Genomic DNA, 22,476 nt, shown 5'->3' with positions numbered 1-22,476 from the left:
CCCCCCCCGCCCCGAACGCGTCACCCGCCCAAGGCCGGCACAGGCCGCACCGCACCCAGCCGGCGCCAAGGCCGCACGCGCCGGCCCCCACCCAACTACCGTGGCCCACATGCAAAACCCGCACGCGCAAACGCGCACCCACGCCCACGCCGACACCCACGCCACCACCCCCGCCGACATCACCGCCGACATGATCCGCGACCTCCTGCGCGACCAGCACCCCGACCTGGCCGAACGGCCCCTGCGGCTCGGTGCCCGGGGCTGGGACAACCAGTTGTGGCGGCTGGGCGACGACCTGGCCGTACGGTTGCCGTGGGCGACGGAGTCCGCAGACGAGCTGCTGCACAAGGAACACACCTGGGTGCCCTCGCTCGCGCCGAACCTCCCCCTCCCGGTCCCCGTCCCGCAGCGCCTGGGCGTACCCACCGAGCGCTTCCCGCGACCTTGGCTCGTCACCACCTGGGTGCCGGGTGAACCGGCCGACCGTGTCCCGGCCACGCGCGGCGAGGAGGCGGCCGACGCCCTGGCCGCGTTCCTGACGGCTCTGCATCAGCCGGCCCCTGCCGGGGCACCCGCCGGCCGGGGGCGGGGCGGGCCGCTGGCACCGTACGGGGAACACTTCGCGCAGGGCCTGGGCGCCGTCACCGAACGTGGCCTCGTCTCCGACCCGGACGGCATCCGCGCGGTGTGGGCGGACGCGGTCGCCGCTCCGGACTGGACGGGGCCGGCGCTGTGGGTCCACGGCGACCTGCATCCCGCCAACGTGCTCACCGCCAAGGGCACGTTCTGCGGCGTCATCGACTTCGGTGACCTCTTCGCGGGCGACCCGGCCAACGACCTGGCCGCCGCGTGGAACTTGCTCCCGTCCACCACGGCCATGGACCGTTTCCATGCCGCCTACCGCCCGACCCCGGACGTGGCAACTCTCCGCCGGGCCCGGGGCTGGGCCGTCCTGCGGGCGTTGGGCGCCCTCCTCATCGCGGACGACGGCGAGCGGGGTCTGCCCAACGGGAAGCCCACGTGGGGGCCGCCGGCGCGGGCGGCGCTGGGGCGGCTCGTCGCGACGGCGGGGCGCTGACGGACGGGGTACACGTACACAGGGCGGTATGCGTGGCTGCGCGTGAGGGCGGTGCTGGTGTGTAATCACGCCAAGACGGAGCGCGTCGGCGTGGTGAGGGGGACGAACGGGTGGACGAGCTACAACCGACCGATCCGCGTCAGGTGGGGCGGTACCGGATCACCGGGCGGCTGGGCGGTGGTGGCATGGGCCAGGTCTACCTCGGGCACTCGCCCAGCGGGCGCCTGGTCGCGGTGAAGGTCGTACGGCCCGAACTCGCCCAGGACCCCGGCTTCCGCCGCCGGTTCGCCCGCGAGGTGGAAGCGGCCCGCAGGGTCACCGGCTTCTTCACGGCAGCCGTGGTCGACGCCGACCCCGAAGGCGCGACGCCGTGGCTCGCCACCGCGTACGTCCCCGGGCTGCCCCTGAACGAGGCGGTCGCCGCGCACGGGCCGTGGCCGGTGGAGTCGGTACGCACCCTGGGCGCGGGCCTTGCCGAAGCGCTGGAAGCCATCCACGCGGCCGGTCTGGTGCACCGGGACTTCAAGCCTTCGAACATTCTGCTCGCGTCGGACGGGCCCCGGGTGGTCGACTTCGGGATCTCCGTGGCCGCCGAGGCCACCGCGCTCACCCATACGGGAATGATCGTAGGCACCCCGGGATTCATGGCCCCGGAGCAGTTGGTTGGCAGGCCCGTCACACCGGCTTCCGACGTGTTCGCGCTGGGCGCCGTACTGGCGTACGTGGCCACCGGTACCAGTCCCTTCGGCACGGGCTCGGCCCAGGCGCTCAACTTTCGTATCGCGTACGAGGAACCGGACCTCTCCCGACTGCCGGGGCCGGGCCTGGAAATCATCGAACGCTGCCTCGCGAAGGACCCCGGACAGCGCCCGTCGGTGACGACGCTCATCGGGGAACTCGCTCCGGTACGGAGAGAAAGCCGCTCGGCCGAGCCGACCGCGCCCCGGACCGCCACGTGGCTACCCACGCCTGTCACCGGCGCGCTCTCCACCACCCTCCCGCTGATGTCCGCCCGGGAGATTCCGCCACCCGCAATCGAACGGCCGCAGCCCGCGCCCGTCCCAACACCCAGCGCGAGGCCCACCGCCCCGGCCCGCCCGGCCGCGCCCCCACCGCCAACCGCCTCCGGCGGCCGCACCACCTACCCCTTCTGGACCGCCATTTTGGCACTGGCAATTGCCATGGTCCTACCTCCCGTCGAGGGGTCGACCGTCGCACTGACCAGCATGTCCGAGGGCTCCTGGCCCTTTGTCATCGCTGCCGCGTTCGGGGTGGGCACCTGCACAACGGCGCTGTTCCTCGCGCACAGCTCCCACACCGCCCCCGTACCACGCTGGCCGCGCTACCTGCACGCCCTGGCCACCGTCCTCAACGGCTCGTTGCTGCTTCTTTACCATTCCGTGGGCGAGAAGGACTTCGCGCTGTACCGCGGCGGTGGGTACGCCCTCGCCCTTGCGTCGGTCACGCTCCTCCTCGGCCTCATCCGGTTCCCCACTTCCCGGCGAGGTGCGACGTGGTGAGGGACAGGTGGGGGACTTGAGCGTGGCCGGCGCGGCGAGCGGGTACGTCCGGGGCGGGGCAGCTCAGCCCCCGTACGGCCCCACGCCCTGACTGCGGGCGTGCCCATGCGCCAACCCCTGCGCGAGCCCCTGCTCCGCCGCGCCACGCGCCACAGCCCCGCGCTCACCGGCCCCACCTCGACGCCGGAGGGCGACGAGGCATACGGCGACGGCGACCACGAGCACGGCCGCGACCGAAACGATGACCATCATGATTCCCCCGCTTTCCCGCAGGGGCCGCGCTGCTGCGGCCCCTCGCTTGTTCCTCCCATGGTCGCCTGTCGCCGACTCGAAGAACAGGGAGGTTTCGGCTCGGTACCGCTCGCCGGCATGAATCGACCGGTGCCCGACCGAAGCGGCCTGAGCCCGGTCGCGCTGCCCGCAGCCGGAGTCGCCGGCCGCGTGACCGAAGATCGTTGAGCGCGTTTACCCGGCATGAACAGAATGAGGCGCATTCTTACCGGCCTTGCCCTCGCGGCGACCGTACTGACCACATCCGGAGCCGCCCACGGCGAAGGCGTCGTGGCGCCCGAGGCCGGCCAGGTCGTCCGGCTGAGTACGGGCGGAGCCCCTGTGGGCGTATTGGATGGCGACCAGTTGTTCGCCCTCCTCATTGACGGGGAGAAGGCGGCGGAGTGGGTGGTGGTCCCCGATGGCGACCACGTCCGGTTCGCCGTGCGGGGCACCAACAACGTGATCACCGCGCCGAACGAGGAAGCACGCACCCAGGCCGTCGTCCGGCCCGACGCCACGGACAAGTCCCTGTGGGACGTACGGGAGTTGGACGAGGAGGGCGGCGAGGGGGCACCGGTCACCAAGCTTGAGAGCGGCTACTACACCATCAAGCAGGACGGCAACGTCCTCGGGCGGAGCCGAGTGGAGGACTACTCCCTGCTCCCCAAGCGCGTATACAGCAGGACGGACAACCCCCGGGCGACCTGGATCATCGAAGTCACCGGCTGACCGGCTGACCGGCTGACCCGGCGAGCCCTCGGCCGAGGGCTCGCTTCGGCACAGCACGTTGCGGAGCCCATGGACCGGTGGTTCTCAGCCCCTTGGCGCGGCGTCTGCGGCTCGGCGGGGGCCGCGCCACGCTTGAGCCGCCCGCGGAGCGAACCAGTGCCCTGAAGTGCGGTGTACGGAAGCCGAGTTGGCTGCCTAGAGTTACATCCCGGGCAGGAGCGAGGGAGGGCAGGGGATGGACGCGGAGATCACCCTTTTGGCAGGCACGGCAGGGACGGCGATCGCGACGCTGCTGGCAACCGACACCTGGAACGGCGTGCGGAGCGGCGTGATCACGCTGTGGCGGCGTGTCCGGCCGGACCGCGAGGAGCAAGTCGCCGCCCAGCTCGATACTTCACGCCAGGACCTCCTGGGCGCGCGGAGCAATGGTGACGAGGAGACCGAGCGGGAGATCGCGGCGGAGTGGCAGGGCCGCATCCGCCGCCTCCTCGTCGCCCACCCCGAGCTGGTGACGGAACTACGCTCCCTGCTGACCGAAATCGACCCCGGTACATCCGCCGCTCCGGCCGTCACCCAACGCGCGACCGCTTCCGGCAGCTCACGCGTCTACCAGGCCGGCCGTGATCTGAACGTCGACCAGCGATGACTGGCCGCAACGACGGCCGGGCCACTGATCAGGGGCGGGTCTACCAGGCTTCCGGTGACCAGCACATCACCGAACACCACCATCACGGCTCCGCCTGGACGGGCCCGGACTCGGTGAGGCACCCGCCCATCGGCCGGGCGCCGGCGATCCTGAGGGATCGTGGCGAACTCATCGAACGTCTGAAGGCGGCGGTGACCGAGGGTGCCGGAAGCACCGTGTTCGTTCTGCATGGTCTGGGAGGATGCGGCAAGACCGCTGTGGCGTGCACGCTCTTCGGACACGCCACCCGGGAACGCGGGCGCGTGGGCCTGTGGGTCAACGCCTCCGACCAGGCCTCCCTGCGGGCCGGGATGCTTGCTGTGGCCGCCGACCGCGGGGCCGGCGACGGTGAGCTGATGGCTGCGCGCAACGGTTTACGCGCGGCCGCTGACCTGGTCTGGGACCGCCTCGACCGGTCCGACGTCCCGTGGCTGCTGGTGCTGGACAACGCCGATGATCCTGCGGTGCTGCGGGACGGCGGATGGCTGCGTACCAGCCCGCGTGGAACCGTCCTTGTGACCACGAGGCAGGCCGCAGGACACTGGTGGCCCGCCGCCGAGCTGCTGCATGTGGATGTCCTGCCTCGCGAGGAGGCGGCTCAGGTCCTGCGCGATCTCGCCCCGGGAACGGGTTCCGCCGAGGACGCGGCCGCCATCGCCGACAGCCTCGGCCGCTTGCCACTCGCCCTGACTCTCGCCGGAGGATTCCTGGCCCACCAGGTGATCGACCCCTGGACGATGGAAGAGTACGGGCGTCGCTTGCAGGAGCGTCCGGACCCCATCGAACTGATTGACCAGGGAGCCATCGGCGCGGGCGGCGACTCACGCCACCTGGTGAGCGGAACGTGGCAGCTTTCGCTGAACTCCCTGGCCGGGCAGAATCTGCCCGAGGCCGTCACGCTGCTGCGCCTCCTGGCCTGCTGGTCGAATGACCCGCTGCCCCTGTCGCTGCTGGCCGACGTCCGGCTCGGCTCGCCCCTGCCCCTGCCCGCCCATCGGGTGGAACTCGCGCTTCGGGGGCTGATCGACCACTCGCTCACCGAACTCGTTCCCAGCGACATCCGCTGCTTGCGTACGCACGGAGTGCTGCTCGACAGCGTCGCGCGCGTCACTCCGGCCGGTGAACGCGACCCACTCGCTGCCGCCGCTGCCGGAGTGCTTCTTCACGCCCTGCCCGCGTCCCCGGAACGCGGTTTGCGCGACAGCCTGCTCACCGCTCTGGCCCCGCATGTCCTGGGCCTGCTTCGCCGTGTCATCACCTGGCCCGAGACCACGATCGGCACCGCAGAGTCCGCGGCTACCTGCGCCCTGCGTCTGGCGACGGCCCAGCATCGTTCCGGCGATTACGCGTCCGCGCTGGCCATGGCCGAACAGGCGACGGTGCTCGCGCGACGACGGCTGGGAGACGATCACCTCCTGGTGCTGCGCCTGCGGCAGCGGATCGGGAAGGCGACCGATCGTCTGGGGCGTCTCGATGAGGCAGCGCATTTACACCGCGAGCTGCTCGATGACCTCGAACGGGTCTGTGGTCCGGAGGCGTTGGACACCCTGACCACCTGCCTCCATCTGTCCCGCCCGTTGGTCTGGATCGATCGGCTGGCGGAAGCCCTGGGGTTGATGCACCGGGCGGTGGCCGGGCGAGCCGCGCAGTTGGGCCCATGGCACCCGCTGACGCTGGAGGCGCGAGCGTGTCTGCTCGAACTGCCTCCTGGACCGGAGTTGGACCGTGAGGCACCGGCAGGACCGGAACTGGTTGCCGACTGCCGCAGAGAGTTGGGCCCTGAGCACCCAATCACCCTGTCGGCCGAGCTCAACTGCGCGGGAGCGCTGCTCGGCGCCGGAAGGCACGCCGAAGCGCTGCTGTTGGCCCGTCGTGCGCTGGCGGCGCATGAACACCGGTTCGGAACCGCCTACCCCATCACGCTGGCGGCACGAAGCCTGCTCAGCAATGTCCTGCACACGGTTGGTGAGGACCAGGAAGCCATCGAACACGCGGAAACCGTCAGGGAGTGGCGCGAGCGGGTACTCGGTCCGGAACATCCGTGGACCACGGGGATCCGGGACAAGCTCAGGCGGTACCGACGCTCTCTGGCGGAAGCAACGTCATCGGACCCGGCCTGACGTGCTGCGGATCGCTGCACGTTCAGGACTCGGAGTCCGTCACCGGTGCGGACTCCGTGATCCACACGGGGCCATTCCCGCACATCACCTTGATTCCGTCTGCCGGCTGCAACGACGTGCGCAGAACCCGCAGACGACGGCCGGCCACGGTGGCAAGGGGGCCGGATTTCCCTGAGCTGCCGAACCTGATGGCGCGTACCTGGTTGTGGATCACTTCCCTGGCGGTGCTCCAGTCGATCTGCGAGAACTCGGGTTCCATCCAGCCCGCGTAGGTCGCGGACCCTTCCCCCTGCGGTGAACCGGGCGAACCGGCCACGGCCAGCGAGAGCGCGCGGGGCAGGAGGCGCTCGATGCGGCGGTCGACCTCTTCCCACAGCGGCTGGGGGACGACATCGTCGCCCAGCGTGATCCCTGCCTCTTGCGCCAGGACCCCACCGGAGTCGAATTCGCTCTCCATCCAGTGGATGCTGACGCCGATTTCCTTGTCGCCGTTCCTGATCGCCCAATTGACCGGGATGGGCCCTCGGTATTTCGGCAGCATCGACGTATGTACGTTGATGGCCCCCAGGTTCGTCGCTCGAAGGACTGCCGGCGGCAGCTTCCAGGGGAATCCGTAGCAGACGATGAGATCGGCCTGGTACCCCGCGACGATGTGCGGCAACGCACTTTTCCGGCCCGGAATCAGCAGGTCCATCCCGTTCGGCAACGCATCGACGATCTCGCCCACGACATCGCCCGCACCGCGTCGCGTGGGTTCGCCCGGCCGCAGTGATCGCGCGTGCAGGTAAGCGACGGGAGTGTGCCCGGCCCGCTCGCACACGCTGTGCAGGAGAGCGAAGCCCTGAGCGGAGTATGAAATCAGGATGACGCGCATACGCAGCCCTTGTGCCTTGTGGTGCGACCGGTACTGGCCAGAAGTTGTTGTCGTGCCCATTCCGGGACTCGCTGCCGAGTTCCGGGCGGGACCGGTTGGAGCTACTCCTCGGTCACGGTCGGTGGAGGCATCCGGGCGACCTGGCGGCTGAAGAAGCTGTCCAACGGCTCGCCGGACTGGTGCATCTTCTGGATCGCCTGCCGGCACCGGGAAATGTCACGCGGATCGTCGAAGCGGATGCCGCCGGCGAGCCTTCCGGCATCGTCGTAGAGCACCTCGTACATCACCAAGGAGCCGAGGACGACGATCTCCGGCAGCGGGCGCTGCGATTCGTACTGCGGGATGTCGCCCCCGGGGAGAACCCTCGTGTCCTCCCCGCACTGGGCCTTCAGATGCAGCAGGTGCAGTTCCCACTGGAGATACGGAGAGATGGGCTCCTCCACACAGCGGACGCGGTGGAGGGCGAATCCGCTTCCGGCGATTCGCTGGAAGTACTCCTCATAGTGGCCCCGCTGTCCCTCGATCAGCGCCAGGGACTCGTCCCAATGCCCCTTCCGGAAGGCCTCCCAGCTCTCCACCCCGGGCTCCTGGAAGCTCTGCTGACGTTCGAGCTTCCAGAACCCATCGGAGCCGGAACGCCAGAAGTGCCGGCTGAAGTCCGCGGAGTAGTCGTCAAGTGCGAGGCGCTCACCTGGGCCTTCGGCCCGCAGGCTAGGCATCGGGAAGGTCCTCCTTCGCCGCGGCAGCCGTCCTGCGGGGGATGACGACGATCCGTTCGTCCGGGGCGACAACGAGCCCTGGGGGAAGGCTGGGCAGGTACGAATCGGTGAGGTCGCGGCCAACGACGGCGATGTCCCCGTTCTCCAGTTCCCAGATGTCCGGGCATCCCTGCTCACCACCCGTGGTCCCGAGTTCGGCGGGGGATTTACCCAAACGGCGCACCAGCGGCGAAGAAGGATCGGCTTCCCAGCCCCGAGTCATCACGGCTCTCCATTCAGTCCCACCGAAGGTAACCGAGATCACACCCGACGCGAGGCCGGATAGCGACTTCCGGCCACCGAACGCAGCGGCGCTCCCGCCGCATCGAGCGGACCGCCAGGCGGATCGGGGCCGAGCCGCCGCCACGAGCACTACGGGACTCCGTTGTCGTAGCGCGACGGGCGGTGAGGCGGAAGGGGGGGTGCGCACGCCCCAGAAGGGGGGCGCGCAGGCCTGGAGGGAGAGAACGACCGGGGATTGGCTCGGCTCCCTCGCTCGTCCCGGGCGAGGTCGCGCGACGCATGGCGTGTAGCCACCGCTCAGCGACCTACCGCTCCGCCTGCCCCTGACAGTCGCCCGTTTCGGCGTCGGCGAGTCGGGACCGTGTTGCGCTATCGGGGGGTGCCGGCCGCGGGGTTGGTTCCACGGCCGCATCAAGGTCCTGGCCCCTGGCGAGCCTTGGCCGGGCAAGTTCGGGCAGCAGCGCCGCGGTGATTGCCTCGACGGCTTCCGCGTTCAGGATCCCGAGGTAGACATACGGTCTGCCGGTCGAGGTCGTGGCCGGTCGGATGCTGCGATAGCTGCGCTCCGGGAGGCCCAGCCTTGCAAGTGCTGCCCGCAGTTCGTTGCTTGCATTCAGGGCAGCCGCACAGCTCTCGCGCCACTGAGCGAGGCTGACGTCAGTCACTGTGAATCCCCGGCGGTGTGAGGATGCCGGCCGATTCGTACGGAGGCATCGGTAGCGCGCGAGTAGTCGCCCGCACGTCTGGCTGCCCGTCGTTGTTCGGCCAAGTCGAAGCAGACGGGGCAGTTGTCAGATGGCTTGGGCGGTGCGGGAGGGATGGGAAGGTCGATGGGCTGGACGATTGTGGCTCGCGGGCTCTTCATGGCGGCAAGGATGACCACCCCTGTGGGACGTATCTTCGCTGACCGCAGCGACAGTTGGATGGGCTGCCGCTATGGTCCAAGAAGGCCCAAACGTCGCAGGGGGAAGTCTTGAATGTCGCTCTACGATCGGCTATGTCAGATGCTCGGTTGTCGCCGCGCAGGCTTGCGGCCCGCATTGGTGTCGCACCCAAGACCGTGGAGCGGTGGCTGGCCGACGCCGAGCTTGTACCCCACGCAAGAAATCGTGCTGACGCCTGTCAGGCGCTGAAGGTGGATGAACAGATGATCTGGCCGAAGGCTGTGCAGGACCGGGTGAAGTCGGGCCACGACCGAGAGCTCGTTCAGGCCTATCCCTACCGGTCCGCGTGTCCCTCGACGGTGTGGGGCGATTTGGTCGACGGGGCCACGGAGCAGATCTTCCTGGCCGGGTACACGAACTACTTCCTCTGGCTGGAGCAGCCGGCCTTCGTCGAGACCCTTCGCAAGAAGATCGATGCGGGTTGCCGCGTCCGGTTCCTGCTGGGGGATCCCGACGGTGAGGTCACCCGGCAGCGCGAGACGGTCGAAGACGTCGCTCTGAGTGTTTCCACGCGCGTCAGGATCACCCTTGAACACCTGGGGCGTCTGGGCGCCTCCAGCCGCGTCGAGGCCCGATTCAGCAGCCACGAGGACGCTGTCAACCACGTGTCCCTGTCCGTGTTCCGTTTTGATGAGCAGGCGCTGGTCACTCCACACCTGGCGCGGCTTGTCGGACATGATTCACCGTTGCTGCACCTCCGGCGTCAGGGGGATGCCGGGATGTTCGACCGGTTCACAGAACACGCCGAAGAGCTGTGGAGCCGCGGCCTGCCGGTGACCGTCTGAACCGGGCCGGCTGCGGCGAAGAGCTGAAGGTCAGAGAGCGAAGAAGCCCGGCACCCGCCCGTCGGGTGTTCCCACCAGGGCAGCGCGGTCGAGCAATATGTTGTTGTTCTCGCAGCTCGTCTCCGGAAGGAGCAGGCAGGCGTGGCAAGCGGCCATGTTCAGGCTGTCCGCCCCGCTCGCCTCGGCCTCCATGCACAGAGGGTCGTTCGAGCACCAACTCGCTCTGTGCAGGGCGGCCCGGAGGGAAGCTGCCAGACGGTCCGGCTCACCTTGTGCAACGACCCCGCCAAGGCTTCCGGCGGAGTCGCTGGTCGCTGTGTAGATCAGTACGCCTGCCATGTTCTCATCGCTGTAGAGACGCTCGCGCAGGGATGCGGCCGGATAGCCGCCGTCCAGGCTCCATTCGTTGATCAGGGCATGGGCCAAGGCGTGCAGAAGGAGGAATCGAGGCGTGGCGGGCGAAGGCGGAACCGGATTGCCCGAGTCGCCCGCACGTGCTGACAGCAGCCTCTCGTGGTTCTGGCGGATCCGGGTCGCGCGAGCGACCTGTTCCGGCTGCCTTTCCCAGGTCTGAAGCCGCTCCTGGTCGAGGCGAAGGAACACGCCTTCACCACTGACCTCGAACGCGGGTAGCCAAGTCGGCTGCGCCAGTGAGATGGCTGCCTGGCGCAGTTGGGAGTCCGCCTGGCTCGGTTCCTCAACACGCCGAAACGACTGCAGCGCTCGTACTTCGCGCAACCGCTTGACGAGCATGACCTGGGCGAGTCCGAACGACGAGCGCAGGGCGTCGGTCGGAGCGATCGGGGGCTCGCAGACGAATTCCTGTTCCTCCTCGGCGTCCTCGGGATGAGGCTTGGACAGACTTCGATACTCGCCTTCGTAGAGCCTTCGTCGGTAGTCGCCGGCGCGCTTGGCAGCCTCTGTGTCATCGGCTTCCCCCACAGCGGCGCTCTCGGCTGTGCGCCTCCGGGTCACCTCCGCCACCACGTCCTCGTCCGTGTATTTGGGGTGATGGAGCAGCAGTTTTCTTATGCGCACATAGGCCTTGATCGAAGCCGTGTCCTCGTCCTTCAAGACGTCATAGAGCGGCGCGACGAGCTTGGCGATGCCCTGACTCCACGGCGGGATGGACAGCGCCGAGTACATGACAGGGAACCAGACGGAGGAGGAACCACGCTGGAGGGCGCGCGGTGGTTCCTGGCAGACCTCGGCCGGAGCATCTCTGAGCCACGGGCGACGGCCACCGCACCGGATACCGAGCTCCCGGAGGGCCTGGCGTCGGAACGACCCCTCCATGGACACCTTCTCCACCCCGCAACTGCAACCGATCTGCACGGCACGCAGCGACGCGGTCGAGCCGTTGGCATGGAGGGTCAGTCGGCCTCCGCAACTTCCGGATTCCGTCCGGTTGCCCCGATGGACCCACTTCCAGTAGGGAAAGTCCTCCAGATGGCCGTGCGTGCACGCGATCACGAAGCGGGACGGGACCAAGCTCTCCTGGCACGTCGAGCATTCGGCGCGCCCTCGGGAGGAATTGAATTTGCGAAATGGCTGCAATTGATGGCACTGCGGGCATGAGTACATCTCCGGGAAACGCACCGCTCGTACGCCGTCCCGGGCCGAGTCGGGATCGGGGGCCGGAGGCATCCGGAACCCGGAGACACCCAACTGCCACGCCAAGCGGGGCTCAGAGATGAAGGGTGCCTCGGAGATGTCCCACGAATCGATACCACGGACGAGGAAGGACTCGTTCTCCACCGCGATCATGGCACCGACACCGTAGGTCGTGATGAGTTGGGCGCGACGGATCTCCCCGAGCTTGCGGGCGGCACGTGCGGCCGTCGAGGGGAGACCGCGGCGTCGGGTGCGGGGCGGGACGGGTCCCATGGTCAGCGCTCCTCGAAGAAGGTGGACGAGGCGTCCACGTCTCGCAGACTCCACAGGGTCTTCCACGGCGACGCGTCAGGCGACTCGTCGTCGTAGTTGGCCAACAGAGCGGCGGCGTGAGACCCGCGTGGCGCTTCGTACACGAGGTTCGGGCGCTCGTACGCCTCGCTCCGCCACCATGCGACGAACGCCTCGAAGGCGGCGGTGGTGGCTTCGACCTCAGCCGGTTCGACGGCCGAGACTCGGTCGAGCAAGGCCGCCCCGACCTGTTCACGGAGGTCGGTGAGGAAGTCCTCCACACGCGCGGCCGCGTCATTGGGCCGTGCTGCGGGCACCATCAGCCGGACCAGGGCCACCACAACAGCATGGAGTCCTCGGTCCCGGGCCCGCGCGGAGAACGGCGTGACGCTCGTGGATTCCACCTCACGGTACAGGGCGGAGTGGAAGCCTTGGAAGTCCTCGTAGTGCGACCGGTCCCTCGACCTGGTGGAGTTGAGCATGACTGCGACCAAGCCCGGGTGTTGGCGTCCGACTCGGCTCGTCGCCTGGATGTACTCGGCCGTGGTCTGCGGTTGTCCCATCACGGCCATCAGCCCGAGGCGATCGACGTCGACACCCACGGAGATCATGTTGGTGGCGAGCAGTACGTCCAGCGCGTCGGGGCTGGGGAGTCGGCGCTCAATGTCCTTGAGCCTGCGAGAGATGTCACTGGCGTTCGCGCGGCTGCTCAATTCTGTGAGAGCGTCCGCGCGGCGCACATCGGCCCCGTCCCTCGCCGCCAGGTGACCCAGCCGCTCCTGGACGTCGTCGAGTACTTGGAGCTCCGCCGCCGACAGCAGGCGCAGGCTGTTGAAGTAGCCGACCAGGGTCCAGTACGCGTCCTTCACCTCAGGCGGAGCGTCATATGCCTGCGCCCGGTGCAACAGAGCCGCATATACGCGGATCAGCAGGGTGGCCTGACTCGTGCTGGAGGTCAGCAGGCCGACATAGCATCGTGCCGCCTTGCGCTCCCGTGGCGTCTCGACGGCGAACCAGGAGTCTCGCGCGTCCAGGCCGCCGGGCGGGAACTGCGCCACCTTGCGGTCGAACAGGCGGGTGCCCTGTTCGTCGGCGCGTCGGATGGTCGCGGTCGAGGCAATCACCTTGGGGCGTTTCGACAGAGCGTCCACGGCCGTCTCGTACAGGCCGGTGAGGGTGCCGAGTGGGCCGGAGATGAGGTGGAGTTCGTCCTGGACGATGAGCTCGGGCGGTCGAACACCCTCCACGTCCCGGTTGAAGAGCGCTGCTGACGCCGGCCGCCAAGGCATCGAGGCGAACTTGTCGACCGTTGCGATGACCAAGGTAGGACGGTGGGCATAGACGGCCTCGTCGACGAGATGGACCGGGAGCCCGCGGCCGAAGTCGCAGGCTCCTGACGGGCAGTGCACCGTCATACGTTGCGCGTCCTTGTCGACCGCGTAGTCACGGGGACGCAACGGCTCTCCGCACCATGGACAGGTGCGCAGTTGGACCGGGTTCTCCGTCTGCAACTGCAAGGCGTCGTTCCGCATGAGGTCAGCCAGTTTTGCGTCGGCGGCCGCCAGGGTGTTGGGCGTTGCCGAGCGGCCCACCCACATGCCGATGGAGATCTCCTCGTGACCCAGCCGTGCCGGGTCGGCGGCCCGGAGCAGGTCCATGGCGCAGATCAGTGCCGCGGCTCGCTCGAACTGCTGCAGCGTGAGCAGCCGGAGCGTGTACCGCATGAGCACGGTGACGCCCGCTCCGGCCACCCCGTCCCGCAGCCGCCGGAAGAACGTGGTGAAGGCGATCAGGCCGAGGTACGCCTCTGTCTTGCCACCACCTGTGGGGAACCACAGCAGGTCGGAGATCTTTCGGTCGTCGTGATCGGGATCGACGATTCCGGCCAGGCAGAGGAGCATGAAGGAGAGCTGGAAGGGCCGCCACCGCCCGGCATGTTCGTCAGGGCGGCCGGACCGGCCTGTCTTGATCCACACGGTGCGTGCCCGTTGGTCCGCCATCGCCAGGTTCGCCAGCCGGAACGCGTGCATGATGTCCGGTCGCTCGCTGTCGTCCAGCAGATCCACGCCCTCACGCATCCGACGCAGGGCCTGCCGGCACAACAGGACCTGAGCAGCCGCGGCTTCGCCGTCCTCGGTCCCGCACAGCAGATCGGCCTGGTCCTTCTGGGTCTCGATCCACCGCTCGTACCCGTCCAGCAGGGTGCGCAGGGCGGACACGACCTCGTGGGCCGGGTCGGTCCCCAGCCGGTACATGGTGAGTGGCTTGTCGTCGATCCCGGGGTTCGAGTCGGTCAACAGCACCTCGTGGGAGGGGACGAACTCGGTGCGCAGGGCGGTGACTGTCGGGCGGTCCAGCGCTACGGACCCCACCGGCGGCGGCTCCCAATCCCAGTACGCGGCGCACCCGTGGCCGATGGCGAAGCTCGGCGCATGGCGATGCACGAGCCTGCTGAGTGCCTGCTCGGAGTCGACTGCGCCCGACGTGGCCGGTCGAACCACGAACACCGGGCTGGTGCCGTCTCCCGCTGTGACGGTGAGTACGGGCTGGTAGAAGCAGTGCGCGTCGCGTAGGTCGAATCGGCCCACTTCGAGGCTGTTGACGACCGTGGCGGTCACGGTCACGGTCCCGTCCGACGTGGACCGGGGGCGGACCAGCACTCGTAGTTGCAGACCCGGGTGAAGGACGAAGGGGGCGAGCAGTCCGGGGCGGGTGACATCCACATCGACGGGTTCGATCCGCAGGTCGGAGCGCCGCCAATGCTCGCGCTGGGCCTTCGTGCTCCGCGCCTCGCTCCGCTTCGCGTCCACCGGCTTCCCTTCGGCGTCCTCGGGGAGGTAGACGGCGGCGGTCACGGTCAGTCGGAGCCGGGCCGAAACGGTCGGGTCCACGGCGAAGGTCAGGCCGATGGACGAGGGCATCCGGACGTTCGCCAGCGAGACACCCAGATCGCCCGGGCCGTCCTCGATATCCCGACGGACTCCGAGCGATACCGCGTCGAGGCCGTCCCGCTCGGACTCCAGCTCGGTCGGCTCGGGCCGAGCCGGGTCGTCGGGGGATTTCGGACGTGAGCGCGGGAAGAGCACGCCGACCGGGTACATGGTGATCGGCGCGTCATCCGTGAGCACCTCGTCCACACCACCCACCGGGCCGAGCAGGTCCTGCCGCAGGGCATCGAGGAGCGAGTCGCGCACCTCGTAGTGCGCCTGGTGGGTCGACCCGCTCATCCTGTGTTCACCTCAGGTCCGTCCGTGTACCAGTGGAAGCGTCCCAGGCCGCACAGACGCGGGGCGACCCAGGCGCCGTGCGTACCCAGGCCCGCGGCCTCGGTCGCGGCGGGGCTGCCGGCGACACTCTCCACACACTCGACCCTGAGGCCGGTGATCAGCGGCGGCCACCGATCCACCTCGGAGTGGGAGGTACGGCGAAGCAACCGGTGCAGGTCTGTGCGGAACCGTTCGGACACCACCGCGATCCGCCGCCCGCCGACCACTACCGCGTACGGCGGCGACTGGTCGGCGGCGACGGGAATGCCATGCAGCAGGACCAGCTCGGCTTCGACGCCGGCGTGGACATCGGCCATGAGATGACGCCGGAGCTCCTCGGCGTTCTGTCGCAACCCCTCCGTACCTGGGGGTTGCTCGTGGGACACGTCCGCACCGATCAGTTCGATTCCGTTCCGGGCCCACGTGCTGCGACCGCCCAGATACCAGCGGTCGACCCGCTTGTCCTTCCGGACGAGCCACGAGGGGGGTGCGTCCAAGACGTAGAGATCGTCCCGTGCCCGTGTCATGGCCACATACAGCAGCCGGGCCTCCGCAGACGGGTCGTAGTCGTACTTCTTCTTCCGGACCGGGGCCGGCTCCTTCAATACTCGTGGCTCCACGATCAGAACCCGATCGAACTCCAGGCCCTTGGCCCGGTGCATGGTCGAGACCACGAGTGAGGACGGCTGGGCGGCGGTCAGCTCATCAGGAAGTCCACCTTCGGCGAGCGCCCGGTGCAGCGCGACGACGTCAAGGGTTCCGCGGCCGCGACCACGTGCCACCTTCCGGACCGATCGCCACAGCGCCTCCGGCGCGCTACCCACGGGAACGGGCAGGCCGACCAGCAAATCCTCGAAGCGCTCCCGAGTGAGAGCGGTGGTGCCGGTCGAGGCGAGTAGTTCGGCGATCCAGACAGGGGCCGAGCGCTCGCGGGCCGAACGCTGCAGTGTGTGGGGAACGCCGGCTGTGGCCAGAGTGCCGGACAACGACAACGCCTGGCCGTTGTCGCGGGTCAGGATGGCGGTCGAGTCGGGAGAGTCCCGCAGGGCTGCCAACACGAACGGGTCGTCCAGGCTTCCGAAGTTCGGTGTCGACAGGAGCAGCGCGCGCAGGTCGCCGTGGATGCGCTCCGCCTCGCCCCGGGCGGCGGTCCGGTCCCGAGGCAGGTGCTGCAACTCGGAGCCGTGGGGCAGGGCCATCCGTGCCGTGTCGCTTCGGGCACGGAAGTTGTCGCCGAGATGGATTTCCACCAGGTCCTCACCGAACGTGGCACGCACCCACTCCAGGAAGCGGTCGGTCTCCTCCGCTCGTTGATCCGGATCGGACACCTGGAACCCGTACACGGACTGGGCGGAGTCCCCCACCACGGTGAACCCGCTGTTCTCCTGGAAGCGGTCGAGCAACGCCTCGACCATTTCCCGACGGACGCCGATGAGGTCTTGGACCTCGTCGATCATCACATGGGCCGGGACGTACTCGCCGCCCTCGACGGCTCCCTTGTCGAGGGCCTCGGTGGCTGCCTCGATACGGCCGTCGAAGGAGTACGTCCCCCAGTCCACGTCAGGGTAGGCGCGGTGCAGCAGGGCAGAGGCCCAGCCGTCGAAGGTCTGCACACGGATGCGCTGCGCGGCGACGGCGTGTCGCTCGATCCGCTCGGTGAGTTCGCGAACGGCGGCGCGGGAAAAACTGAGGACCAGGATCTCTCCGGCTTCCAGTTCCTCGCGTTCCACCAACACGTCGAGCCGTCGGACCAGGGTGTACGTCTTCCCGGCGCCGGCTCCGGCCGTGACCAGGACGCGGGCGTCCCAGGGCTGGTCCACCACGGCTTGCTGCTCGGGTGTGAGCCGATGCTCGGAGGAAAGGAGAGGAGTCACCGGGCCTCGTCCCACAGGTACTCGAATTCGGTGAACGCGAGGTCGTCGCCGTAGTTGGTGATGTTGTCCCGCACGTTCAGGATCAGGCAGTTTTCCTTGCCGCCGTTCTTCGGGCCACGCAGACCACGTCCGATCATCTGCTGGTAGACGTTGGGGCTGTAGGTCGGGCGGGCGACCACCACCGCACGGGTGGCCGGGGCGTCGAAGCCCTGGGTCAGCACACCGTAGTTCGTGAGTACCTGGGTCCTGCCCTTGCGGAAGTCGTTGATCCGTTGGCGGCGTTCGTTGGTGGGTGTGCTCGAGTCGATGGCCGCGGCCTTGATGTCTCTGTCACCCAGCTTGGCGGCGAGCAGTTTGGCGTGGGCGACGGAGGTGGCGAACACCAGAACCGGCCAGTCGGAAGGCATGGCGGCGATCTCGTCGACGATGCGCTGACTGCGGTCGTGATCCTCCGCAAGTCGTTGTTCCGCACCCTTGGGCAAGGTGGCGAACGTCTCGGACTGCGCACGCTCGTCGGCTGTCAGGGAGATCGCGGCGCCCTGCAGCTCTCGGTGCTTCACCTGGGCCAGTACGCCGATGTGCTGCAAGGATTTGATGGCGACCGACAGATCTCCGTCGAAGACCCCGGTGTCCAGGCGGTTGCCGAACCGCTGGACCAGGAGCCGGGTCAGCTCCGCGTTGTTCTTGTACGGGGTCGCGGTCAGACCGACCAGGTGACGGCTGGTCCGGTGGTGCGTGAGGCCGAGCTGTTCGAGAAGACGTGTGTAGCGCTTGGACATCGCGGTGTGTGCCTCGTCGACGATGACGAGCGAGGTGGAGTCCCGCAACCAGGCGTACTTCTCCTCCGCCATGCAGCGGTCCAATTTCGCGTCGGTCGCGACGACCAGATGCGGACGCCCGTCGACCGGTGTGGCCTCGTTGGACGCCCACAAACGGCTGATGACGAGAGGGTGCTCCGGGCCCACCTTCGACCAGACGAAGCTCCAACTCTGCACGGCCTGCTCACACAGTTCTTCCGTCTGAGCGATCCACAGGACCGGGCCCGGAAGATTCTCGCGGTCCCGGATCCAGCGGATCACGCCTTCCGCCGTGACACGCGTCTTACCGGCCCCCGTCGGCAGGCTGAGCATGCCGCGCTGGGGCATCGGGTTCTTCAGCAGACCCAACAGTGCCTGAGCGAGGTCCTCCTGGTACGGGTGCAGTGCGGGGAACTCGGTCGGGCCTTCGACCTCCACGCGAGCATCCAGGGAGGGCACCTGGGCGCCGGCGAAGGAGTCCGGAAAGCCGAGGTCGGTGACGAAGAGCAAGGCCTTCTGGCCACCGCTGAAGGACGTGGGTGCCCGGGTGGGGAAATGCAGCGTGAGATCGTGCGAGTGGATCCGCAGAATCGCCTCGCCGTGTGCGTTGAATGCCATCTCGGCGACGCGCCGAGGGCTGGGTTCGCTTCCGTGCTCATGGATCTCGCTCTCCATCAGCCCGGGCGGAAGCCCGCCACGCAGGGCTTCCTCACCGATGAGCAGAGCGATCTTGTCAATGACGCTCTCGGCCTCCCGCACGGCGCGCAACCGCTTGAGGAGAGCCTGGTCGTGCTCCTGCCTCTCCTGGAGGGCGAGTGCCTGGCTGCAGCCCGCGGGTCCGAAGCCCCACTTGAACTCCTCGTCGGCGGCCCGGAGCACCTGGAGACGGTCGAGCGAGTCCAGTACGTAGAGGGTCTGGGCCTTTCTCGCGAATTCGAGGGGCTTCTGCTTGCTCCCCATGGGGGTCCGCATGACGTGAGCGAGTTCGGAACAGCGCTGGATCTTGTAGTTGCTGCCTGCCTGGCCGAGGCGGGCCTTGACCGTGGGGAACTCCTCGAGGAGGGAAGAGGCCCGCCCGATCTTCACGGCGTCGATCTCACGGCTGATGACGTCGGAGACCTTGAGCATGCCCCAGTCCTCGATCATCGCCTTGGCGGAGGCCGCATCGGCCTTCTCGGCGACCAGGAGCGCGGGGAGCTTCTCGCGGACGAGTTCGTTGAACTCCGGGGCACTCGTCGCCACGGCGATCTCGTTGTCCGGGCGTCCTTCCCAGGAGGCCCCCACGCGGCATCGGGTGGGCACGTCCTCGGGGAACTCGAATCCCACGCGGTGCAACAGGGCGTAGGCATGCCCGATGAACGCGTCGTCCTCGCTCTTCAGGAGGAGGTCCAACAACTTGCCCCAACGCCGGGCGGGCACGTCATCGGTGGTCGTGGGCATGCCCAGCCGCCGCGCTGTTTCGTCCGAGATCTCGGCGACGGGCAGCACGGAGTCGAAACTCTTGAGCTGGGGCCCGACAGCCTCGAACACACGGGTCAGACCCATGGAGGTGCGCACGAGGCCGTGCTTGGAGATCATCCACCGCAGCGGAGACACCACAGGGGTGCGTGTGTTGGCGTTGGTTCCGTACCGCATCTGCCAGTGCTGCGAGATGTCGGACGGAGGCAGGGCCGACACGAAGGCGGCGCGCCCCTCGTCGGACAGAACCGGCAGCAGGTGCAGCGGGCCCAGGGGCGCGGCGCCTTCCACCACGAGGCGGGAGATGTTGGGGCGCGGTGCCGTGCTCGGCAGGCTACGGAGATGCTGTTCGTGCACAGCCTGCCGATACTCCTCGAACCAGGTCTCACCCTGCGGCAGGTGGCCGCCGGTGGGGCGGTCGAACAGCCCGAAGTCGCGGAATACGGACTTGTCGCTGTCATGGAAGCCCATGTCGACGGTGACGCTGTTGTCCCGACTTCCGTCGGCGGGTACCACGGGGCCCGGCAGAAGACAGTCGCGCATCGGTCGGTACCGGCCGTCCAGCGTACGGACGCGCAGCGTGCCCGAGGGCTTCGGCACCTTCGTACGGATGCGTTCGGTCTGCGCGCTGCCACCGGCACTCCGGAGCAGAACCCAGAAGTTGGTCCAGGCGTCGGTGTCGTAGCCGGCGAAACCCTGGTCGAGGACGCCCTCGAACCGCCCCTGCGCGTCGGCGACCCTGATACCGATGTTGTGCAGATGCCTGGACATCTCGGGACGCTCGGAGATTGACGGGTGCACGTAGACCATGTCGTCGCGGAGGGCGTCGGCGGAGGTCCGGTGGAAGATCTCGCCGGCGACGGGCGCCACCATCCCGTGTTCCTCGGTCAGGACGATCTTCGCCCGGCGGGCCGCGGCAGTGGTCTCCGAATCGCCGCGCAGCCGGCCGGCCTGATCCTTGAGCACCATCAGGGAGAGGATTTCGATGGCGTGGGTCGAGGCCTCCGCGGAGCCGTCGGAGACAAGAGCTTCGAGCCAGTCCTTGACGCTCTCGGGAGTCTTCCCCGCCTGATCCAGGATGTGGTTCATCTTGCCGCGCCGGACCGTGGTGTCGGACGCGTCGACGGACGGGTGGAGCCAGCCGAGGGGGCGGCCGTCGTACTCGGCCCAGATCCGGACCCAATCCTTGTCGAGGTTGGGCGGCGTGATGAAGAGCTCGCGAGGCCTCTGGAGCACCCCGTTCTGGTCGGGCAGCGAGGGGCTTTCGGCGGCGTACTCCCACACGCGGCGAAGGAGGTATTCGTCGGCCCAGTTGAGCTTCTCCTTGGTGCGTCCCGGCAGCAGGGGGAGGTAGGCGGCGGGATCCTCTGCGGGTACGAGTGAGGGCAGGGTGTCAACCACCAACCGCGCCGCGACCTCTAGGAGTTCGCGGTTGAAGGGGCTTCCGTCGAGAAGGTGCTGACGATCCTCGTTCGTCTTCCACGGCGCGTTGAGGATGCCGGTCAGCGACACCTCGTACTTGGTGGGGAAGAACGCCCAGAAGGCACCCTTACCGACGGGCACGGTATACAGGCCGTTACGCACGGTGTACTCGGGCATCGCCCAGGAGACCTCCAGCACGGGCCGGCCGTGAAGCTCGCCCGCGCTCTCCTCGGCCTCGCCGGTGGGGGAGTAGGAGGCCGAGAACACCTTCCACTGTTCCGTCGTCTGTTTGGTGCCGCTCGCCACCTCCTTGAGCGTCCGGTAGGTGCCCTTGTGCTCGATCGAGATCTCCCGGCGGACCTGAGGCATGGAGCGCCGGTCGTGCAGGAACAGTTCGCCGACGTGGGGGGAGAACAACTGGAAATGGGAAGGGAAGGCCTCGGTCTCGCGTCCGTTGCGACCCCTGTGGCCGACGATGTCGCGGGCGAGGCGTTCGGCGGCGCCCGGCACCAGGGGCAGGCGGACGACGGTGGTGGCCCAATTCAGCAGCTTGCTCAGGGTGTCGTCATCAGCACGTTCCTGCTCGACGTCGAGGGGTCGGGCCATGCGCAGGACCGGCGTGTCCATGTCGAGATCGCCCTGCCGGCCGAGAGCCTGCGCGATCTCGGCAGCGGACCAGTGCTTGTCGAAGCCGAAACCGAAGGCACCGTTCCCACTGAAGAACTGGGGTGAGTCGCTCACCGAGAGCACGGACTTGACGCCGACGCCGAATCGGCCGATCTGCCCGCCACGCTTACGGGACACACCCATCCGCAGGATCGTCTCGGCTCCCTCCGGCGTGACGGGGGCGCCCACGTTCGCGCAGTAGAGGTGGGTGTCAGTGAGGACCACGTGCAGCTTGCCGCCGGGCTCGGCCGCGATCTCGTCCGCCGCGTTCTGGACGAGTTCGTACAACTGGCGCTCGCCGTAGCCGCCCTGGGTGATGCGACGCTCGCCGTTGGCGTGCTCCTGTATCAGCCCCGGATCGACCTGATAGGTCTTCAGGACGGTGGCGGACTGCCGCATCACGGTGTCGATCACGGGCGGGAGCGAGCGGTCGGCGAGCTGCCGGTCGGGCATGGGGCACCTGTCTCGAAGAGGAGAACGAACCGAGGATGCGCGGGGGGAGCGGGTGCCGGCACGCATGCCGGCACCCTGTGGGACGACGTGGAGCTGCTGAGTGGAGGGGCAGCGGAGGGTTCAGCCGCGGGTGGTCGTGACCGTGGTGACGGTCGTGACGGTCGTCGTCACCACCGTCACCGTCCCCCCGGCCGTGTGGATCCGACGGGTGCTACGGGTGACCTGGTAGCTGCGGGGGCGACCGGCGCGCCGAGGGGTGGCGGGGCGGCGGGTGGCCCGAGAGGTGCGACGCACGGCAGGGTCGGAAGGGGTGGCGACCTGCTCGGTGGGTGCGGTGGAGGGGCGGGTGAGGCGCCGCCGCTCCGCAGCAAGGACCTGGGGGTGGATCCCGTGACACGCCAGGAGCTCGGCCCGGAGGTCCGGGTCCTCCAAGGCGTCGTACTCCCGAATGAACCGGGTCATCCAGGCATCGTCGTCATCGATCATGTGGGGTTCCCCTCCCTTGGGTGTGCCAACGAGTGCTCTTGACCGGTTGGCGCACGTAAAGACCGCTTTGTGATCGAACATGAGGGCATGGCTGTGCCGCCTTCAGGAGGCGCATCCCTCAACGGTCCTGACCGGGTTGG

At 68.5% G+C, this 22,476-nt stretch carries 14 protein-coding genes; 6 read left to right on the top strand and 8 right to left on the bottom strand.

The window, feature by feature from the left end; genetic code table 11:
• Nucleotides 1-109: 109 nt before the first annotated feature.
• The 5 genes from P8A18_RS11300 (at nucleotide 110) to P8A18_RS11280 (ending at nucleotide 6,405) form a co-directional block, all read left to right on the top strand.
• The gene (locus P8A18_RS11300) at nucleotides 110-1,078 is read left to right on the top strand and encodes a phosphotransferase (RefSeq protein ID WP_371933660.1); all 969 of its coding nucleotides are present in this window, start codon (nucleotides 110-112) and stop codon (nucleotides 1,076-1,078) included.
• Between the two features lie 110 nt (nucleotides 1,079-1,188).
• The gene (locus tag P8A18_RS11295; RefSeq protein ID WP_306053831.1) at nucleotides 1,189-2,598 is read left to right on the top strand and encodes a serine/threonine-protein kinase; all 1,410 of its coding nucleotides are present in this window, start codon (nucleotides 1,189-1,191) and stop codon (nucleotides 2,596-2,598) included.
• 483 nt (nucleotides 2,599-3,081) lie between these two features.
• On the top strand, nucleotides 3,082-3,600 hold the full coding sequence (locus tag P8A18_RS11290) for a ricin-type beta-trefoil lectin domain protein (RefSeq protein WP_306053829.1): 519 nt from the start codon (nucleotides 3,082-3,084) through the stop codon (nucleotides 3,598-3,600).
• A 235-nt stretch (nucleotides 3,601-3,835) separates the two neighbouring features.
• Nucleotides 3,836-4,246 (top strand): hypothetical protein, encoded by a 411-nt coding sequence (locus P8A18_RS11285; RefSeq protein WP_306053827.1) that lies wholly within the window; start codon nucleotides 3,836-3,838, stop codon nucleotides 4,244-4,246.
• Nucleotides 4,243-6,405 (top strand): tetratricopeptide repeat protein, encoded by a 2,163-nt coding sequence (locus P8A18_RS11280; RefSeq protein ID WP_306053826.1) that lies wholly within the window; start codon nucleotides 4,243-4,245, stop codon nucleotides 6,403-6,405. The genes P8A18_RS11285 and P8A18_RS11280 overlap by 4 nt, the downstream gene beginning before the upstream one ends.
• A gap of 22 nt (nucleotides 6,406-6,427) precedes the next feature.
• Here the strand turns inward: P8A18_RS11280 and P8A18_RS11275 are convergent, their stop codons facing one another.
• From P8A18_RS11275 to P8A18_RS11265, 3 genes are all read right to left on the bottom strand, one after another.
• Entirely contained in the window at nucleotides 6,428-7,279 is an 852-nt protein-coding gene (locus tag P8A18_RS11275; protein WP_306053825.1) for a methionyl-tRNA formyltransferase, read from the bottom strand.
• A 101-nt stretch (nucleotides 7,280-7,380) separates the two neighbouring features.
• Nucleotides 7,381-7,998: a DUF6879 family protein gene (locus P8A18_RS11270; RefSeq protein WP_306053824.1), complete on the bottom strand. Its 618-nt coding sequence runs from the start codon at nucleotides 7,996-7,998 to the stop codon at nucleotides 7,381-7,383.
• Nucleotides 7,991-8,260: a hypothetical protein gene (locus tag P8A18_RS11265; protein ID WP_306053822.1), complete on the bottom strand. Its 270-nt coding sequence runs from the start codon at nucleotides 8,258-8,260 to the stop codon at nucleotides 7,991-7,993. Before P8A18_RS11265 ends, P8A18_RS11270 begins: the two co-directional genes overlap by 8 nt.
• A gap of 1,017 nt (nucleotides 8,261-9,277) precedes the next feature.
• On the opposite strand from P8A18_RS11265, the gene P8A18_RS11260 reads away from it, so the two are divergent.
• Nucleotides 9,278-10,009: a DUF5919 domain-containing protein gene (locus tag P8A18_RS11260; protein WP_371933659.1), complete on the top strand. Its 732-nt coding sequence runs from the start codon at nucleotides 9,278-9,280 to the stop codon at nucleotides 10,007-10,009.
• Nucleotides 10,010-10,039: 30 nt separating this feature from the next.
• Here P8A18_RS11260 and drmB read toward each other — a convergent pair whose 3' ends face one another.
• From drmB to P8A18_RS11235, 5 genes are all read right to left on the bottom strand, one after another.
• A complete protein-coding gene (gene drmB, locus P8A18_RS11255; protein WP_306053821.1) occupies nucleotides 10,040-11,896 on the bottom strand; it encodes an MrfA Zn-binding domain-containing protein in 1,857 nt (618 codons plus the stop codon).
• A gap of 2 nt (nucleotides 11,897-11,898) precedes the next feature.
• Entirely contained in the window at nucleotides 11,899-15,141 is a 3,243-nt protein-coding gene (locus tag P8A18_RS11250; RefSeq protein WP_306053820.1) for a helicase-related protein, read from the bottom strand.
• On the bottom strand, nucleotides 15,138-17,054 hold the full coding sequence (locus tag P8A18_RS11245; RefSeq protein ID WP_306053818.1) for an ATP-dependent helicase: 1,917 nt from the start codon (nucleotides 17,052-17,054) through the stop codon (nucleotides 15,138-15,140). Before P8A18_RS11245 ends, P8A18_RS11250 begins: the two co-directional genes overlap by 4 nt.
• Complete coding sequence (locus P8A18_RS11240) at nucleotides 17,051-21,850, bottom strand: DEAD/DEAH box helicase (protein ID WP_306053817.1); 4,800 nt, start codon at nucleotides 21,848-21,850, stop codon at nucleotides 17,051-17,053. Before P8A18_RS11240 ends, P8A18_RS11245 begins: the two co-directional genes overlap by 4 nt.
• Before the next feature lie 120 nt (nucleotides 21,851-21,970).
• Nucleotides 21,971-22,336: a hypothetical protein gene (locus P8A18_RS11235; protein ID WP_306053816.1), complete on the bottom strand. Its 366-nt coding sequence runs from the start codon at nucleotides 22,334-22,336 to the stop codon at nucleotides 21,971-21,973.
• Nucleotides 22,337-22,476 lie beyond the last annotated feature (140 nt).

The sequence above is a fragment of the Streptomyces sp. Mut1 genome (assembly GCF_030719295.1).
GTDB lineage: Bacteria > Actinomycetota > Actinomycetes > Streptomycetales > Streptomycetaceae > Streptomyces > Streptomyces castrisilvae.
Note: the sequence above shows the minus strand (reverse complement) of the source record. Positions and strands in the feature narration are given on the sequence as shown.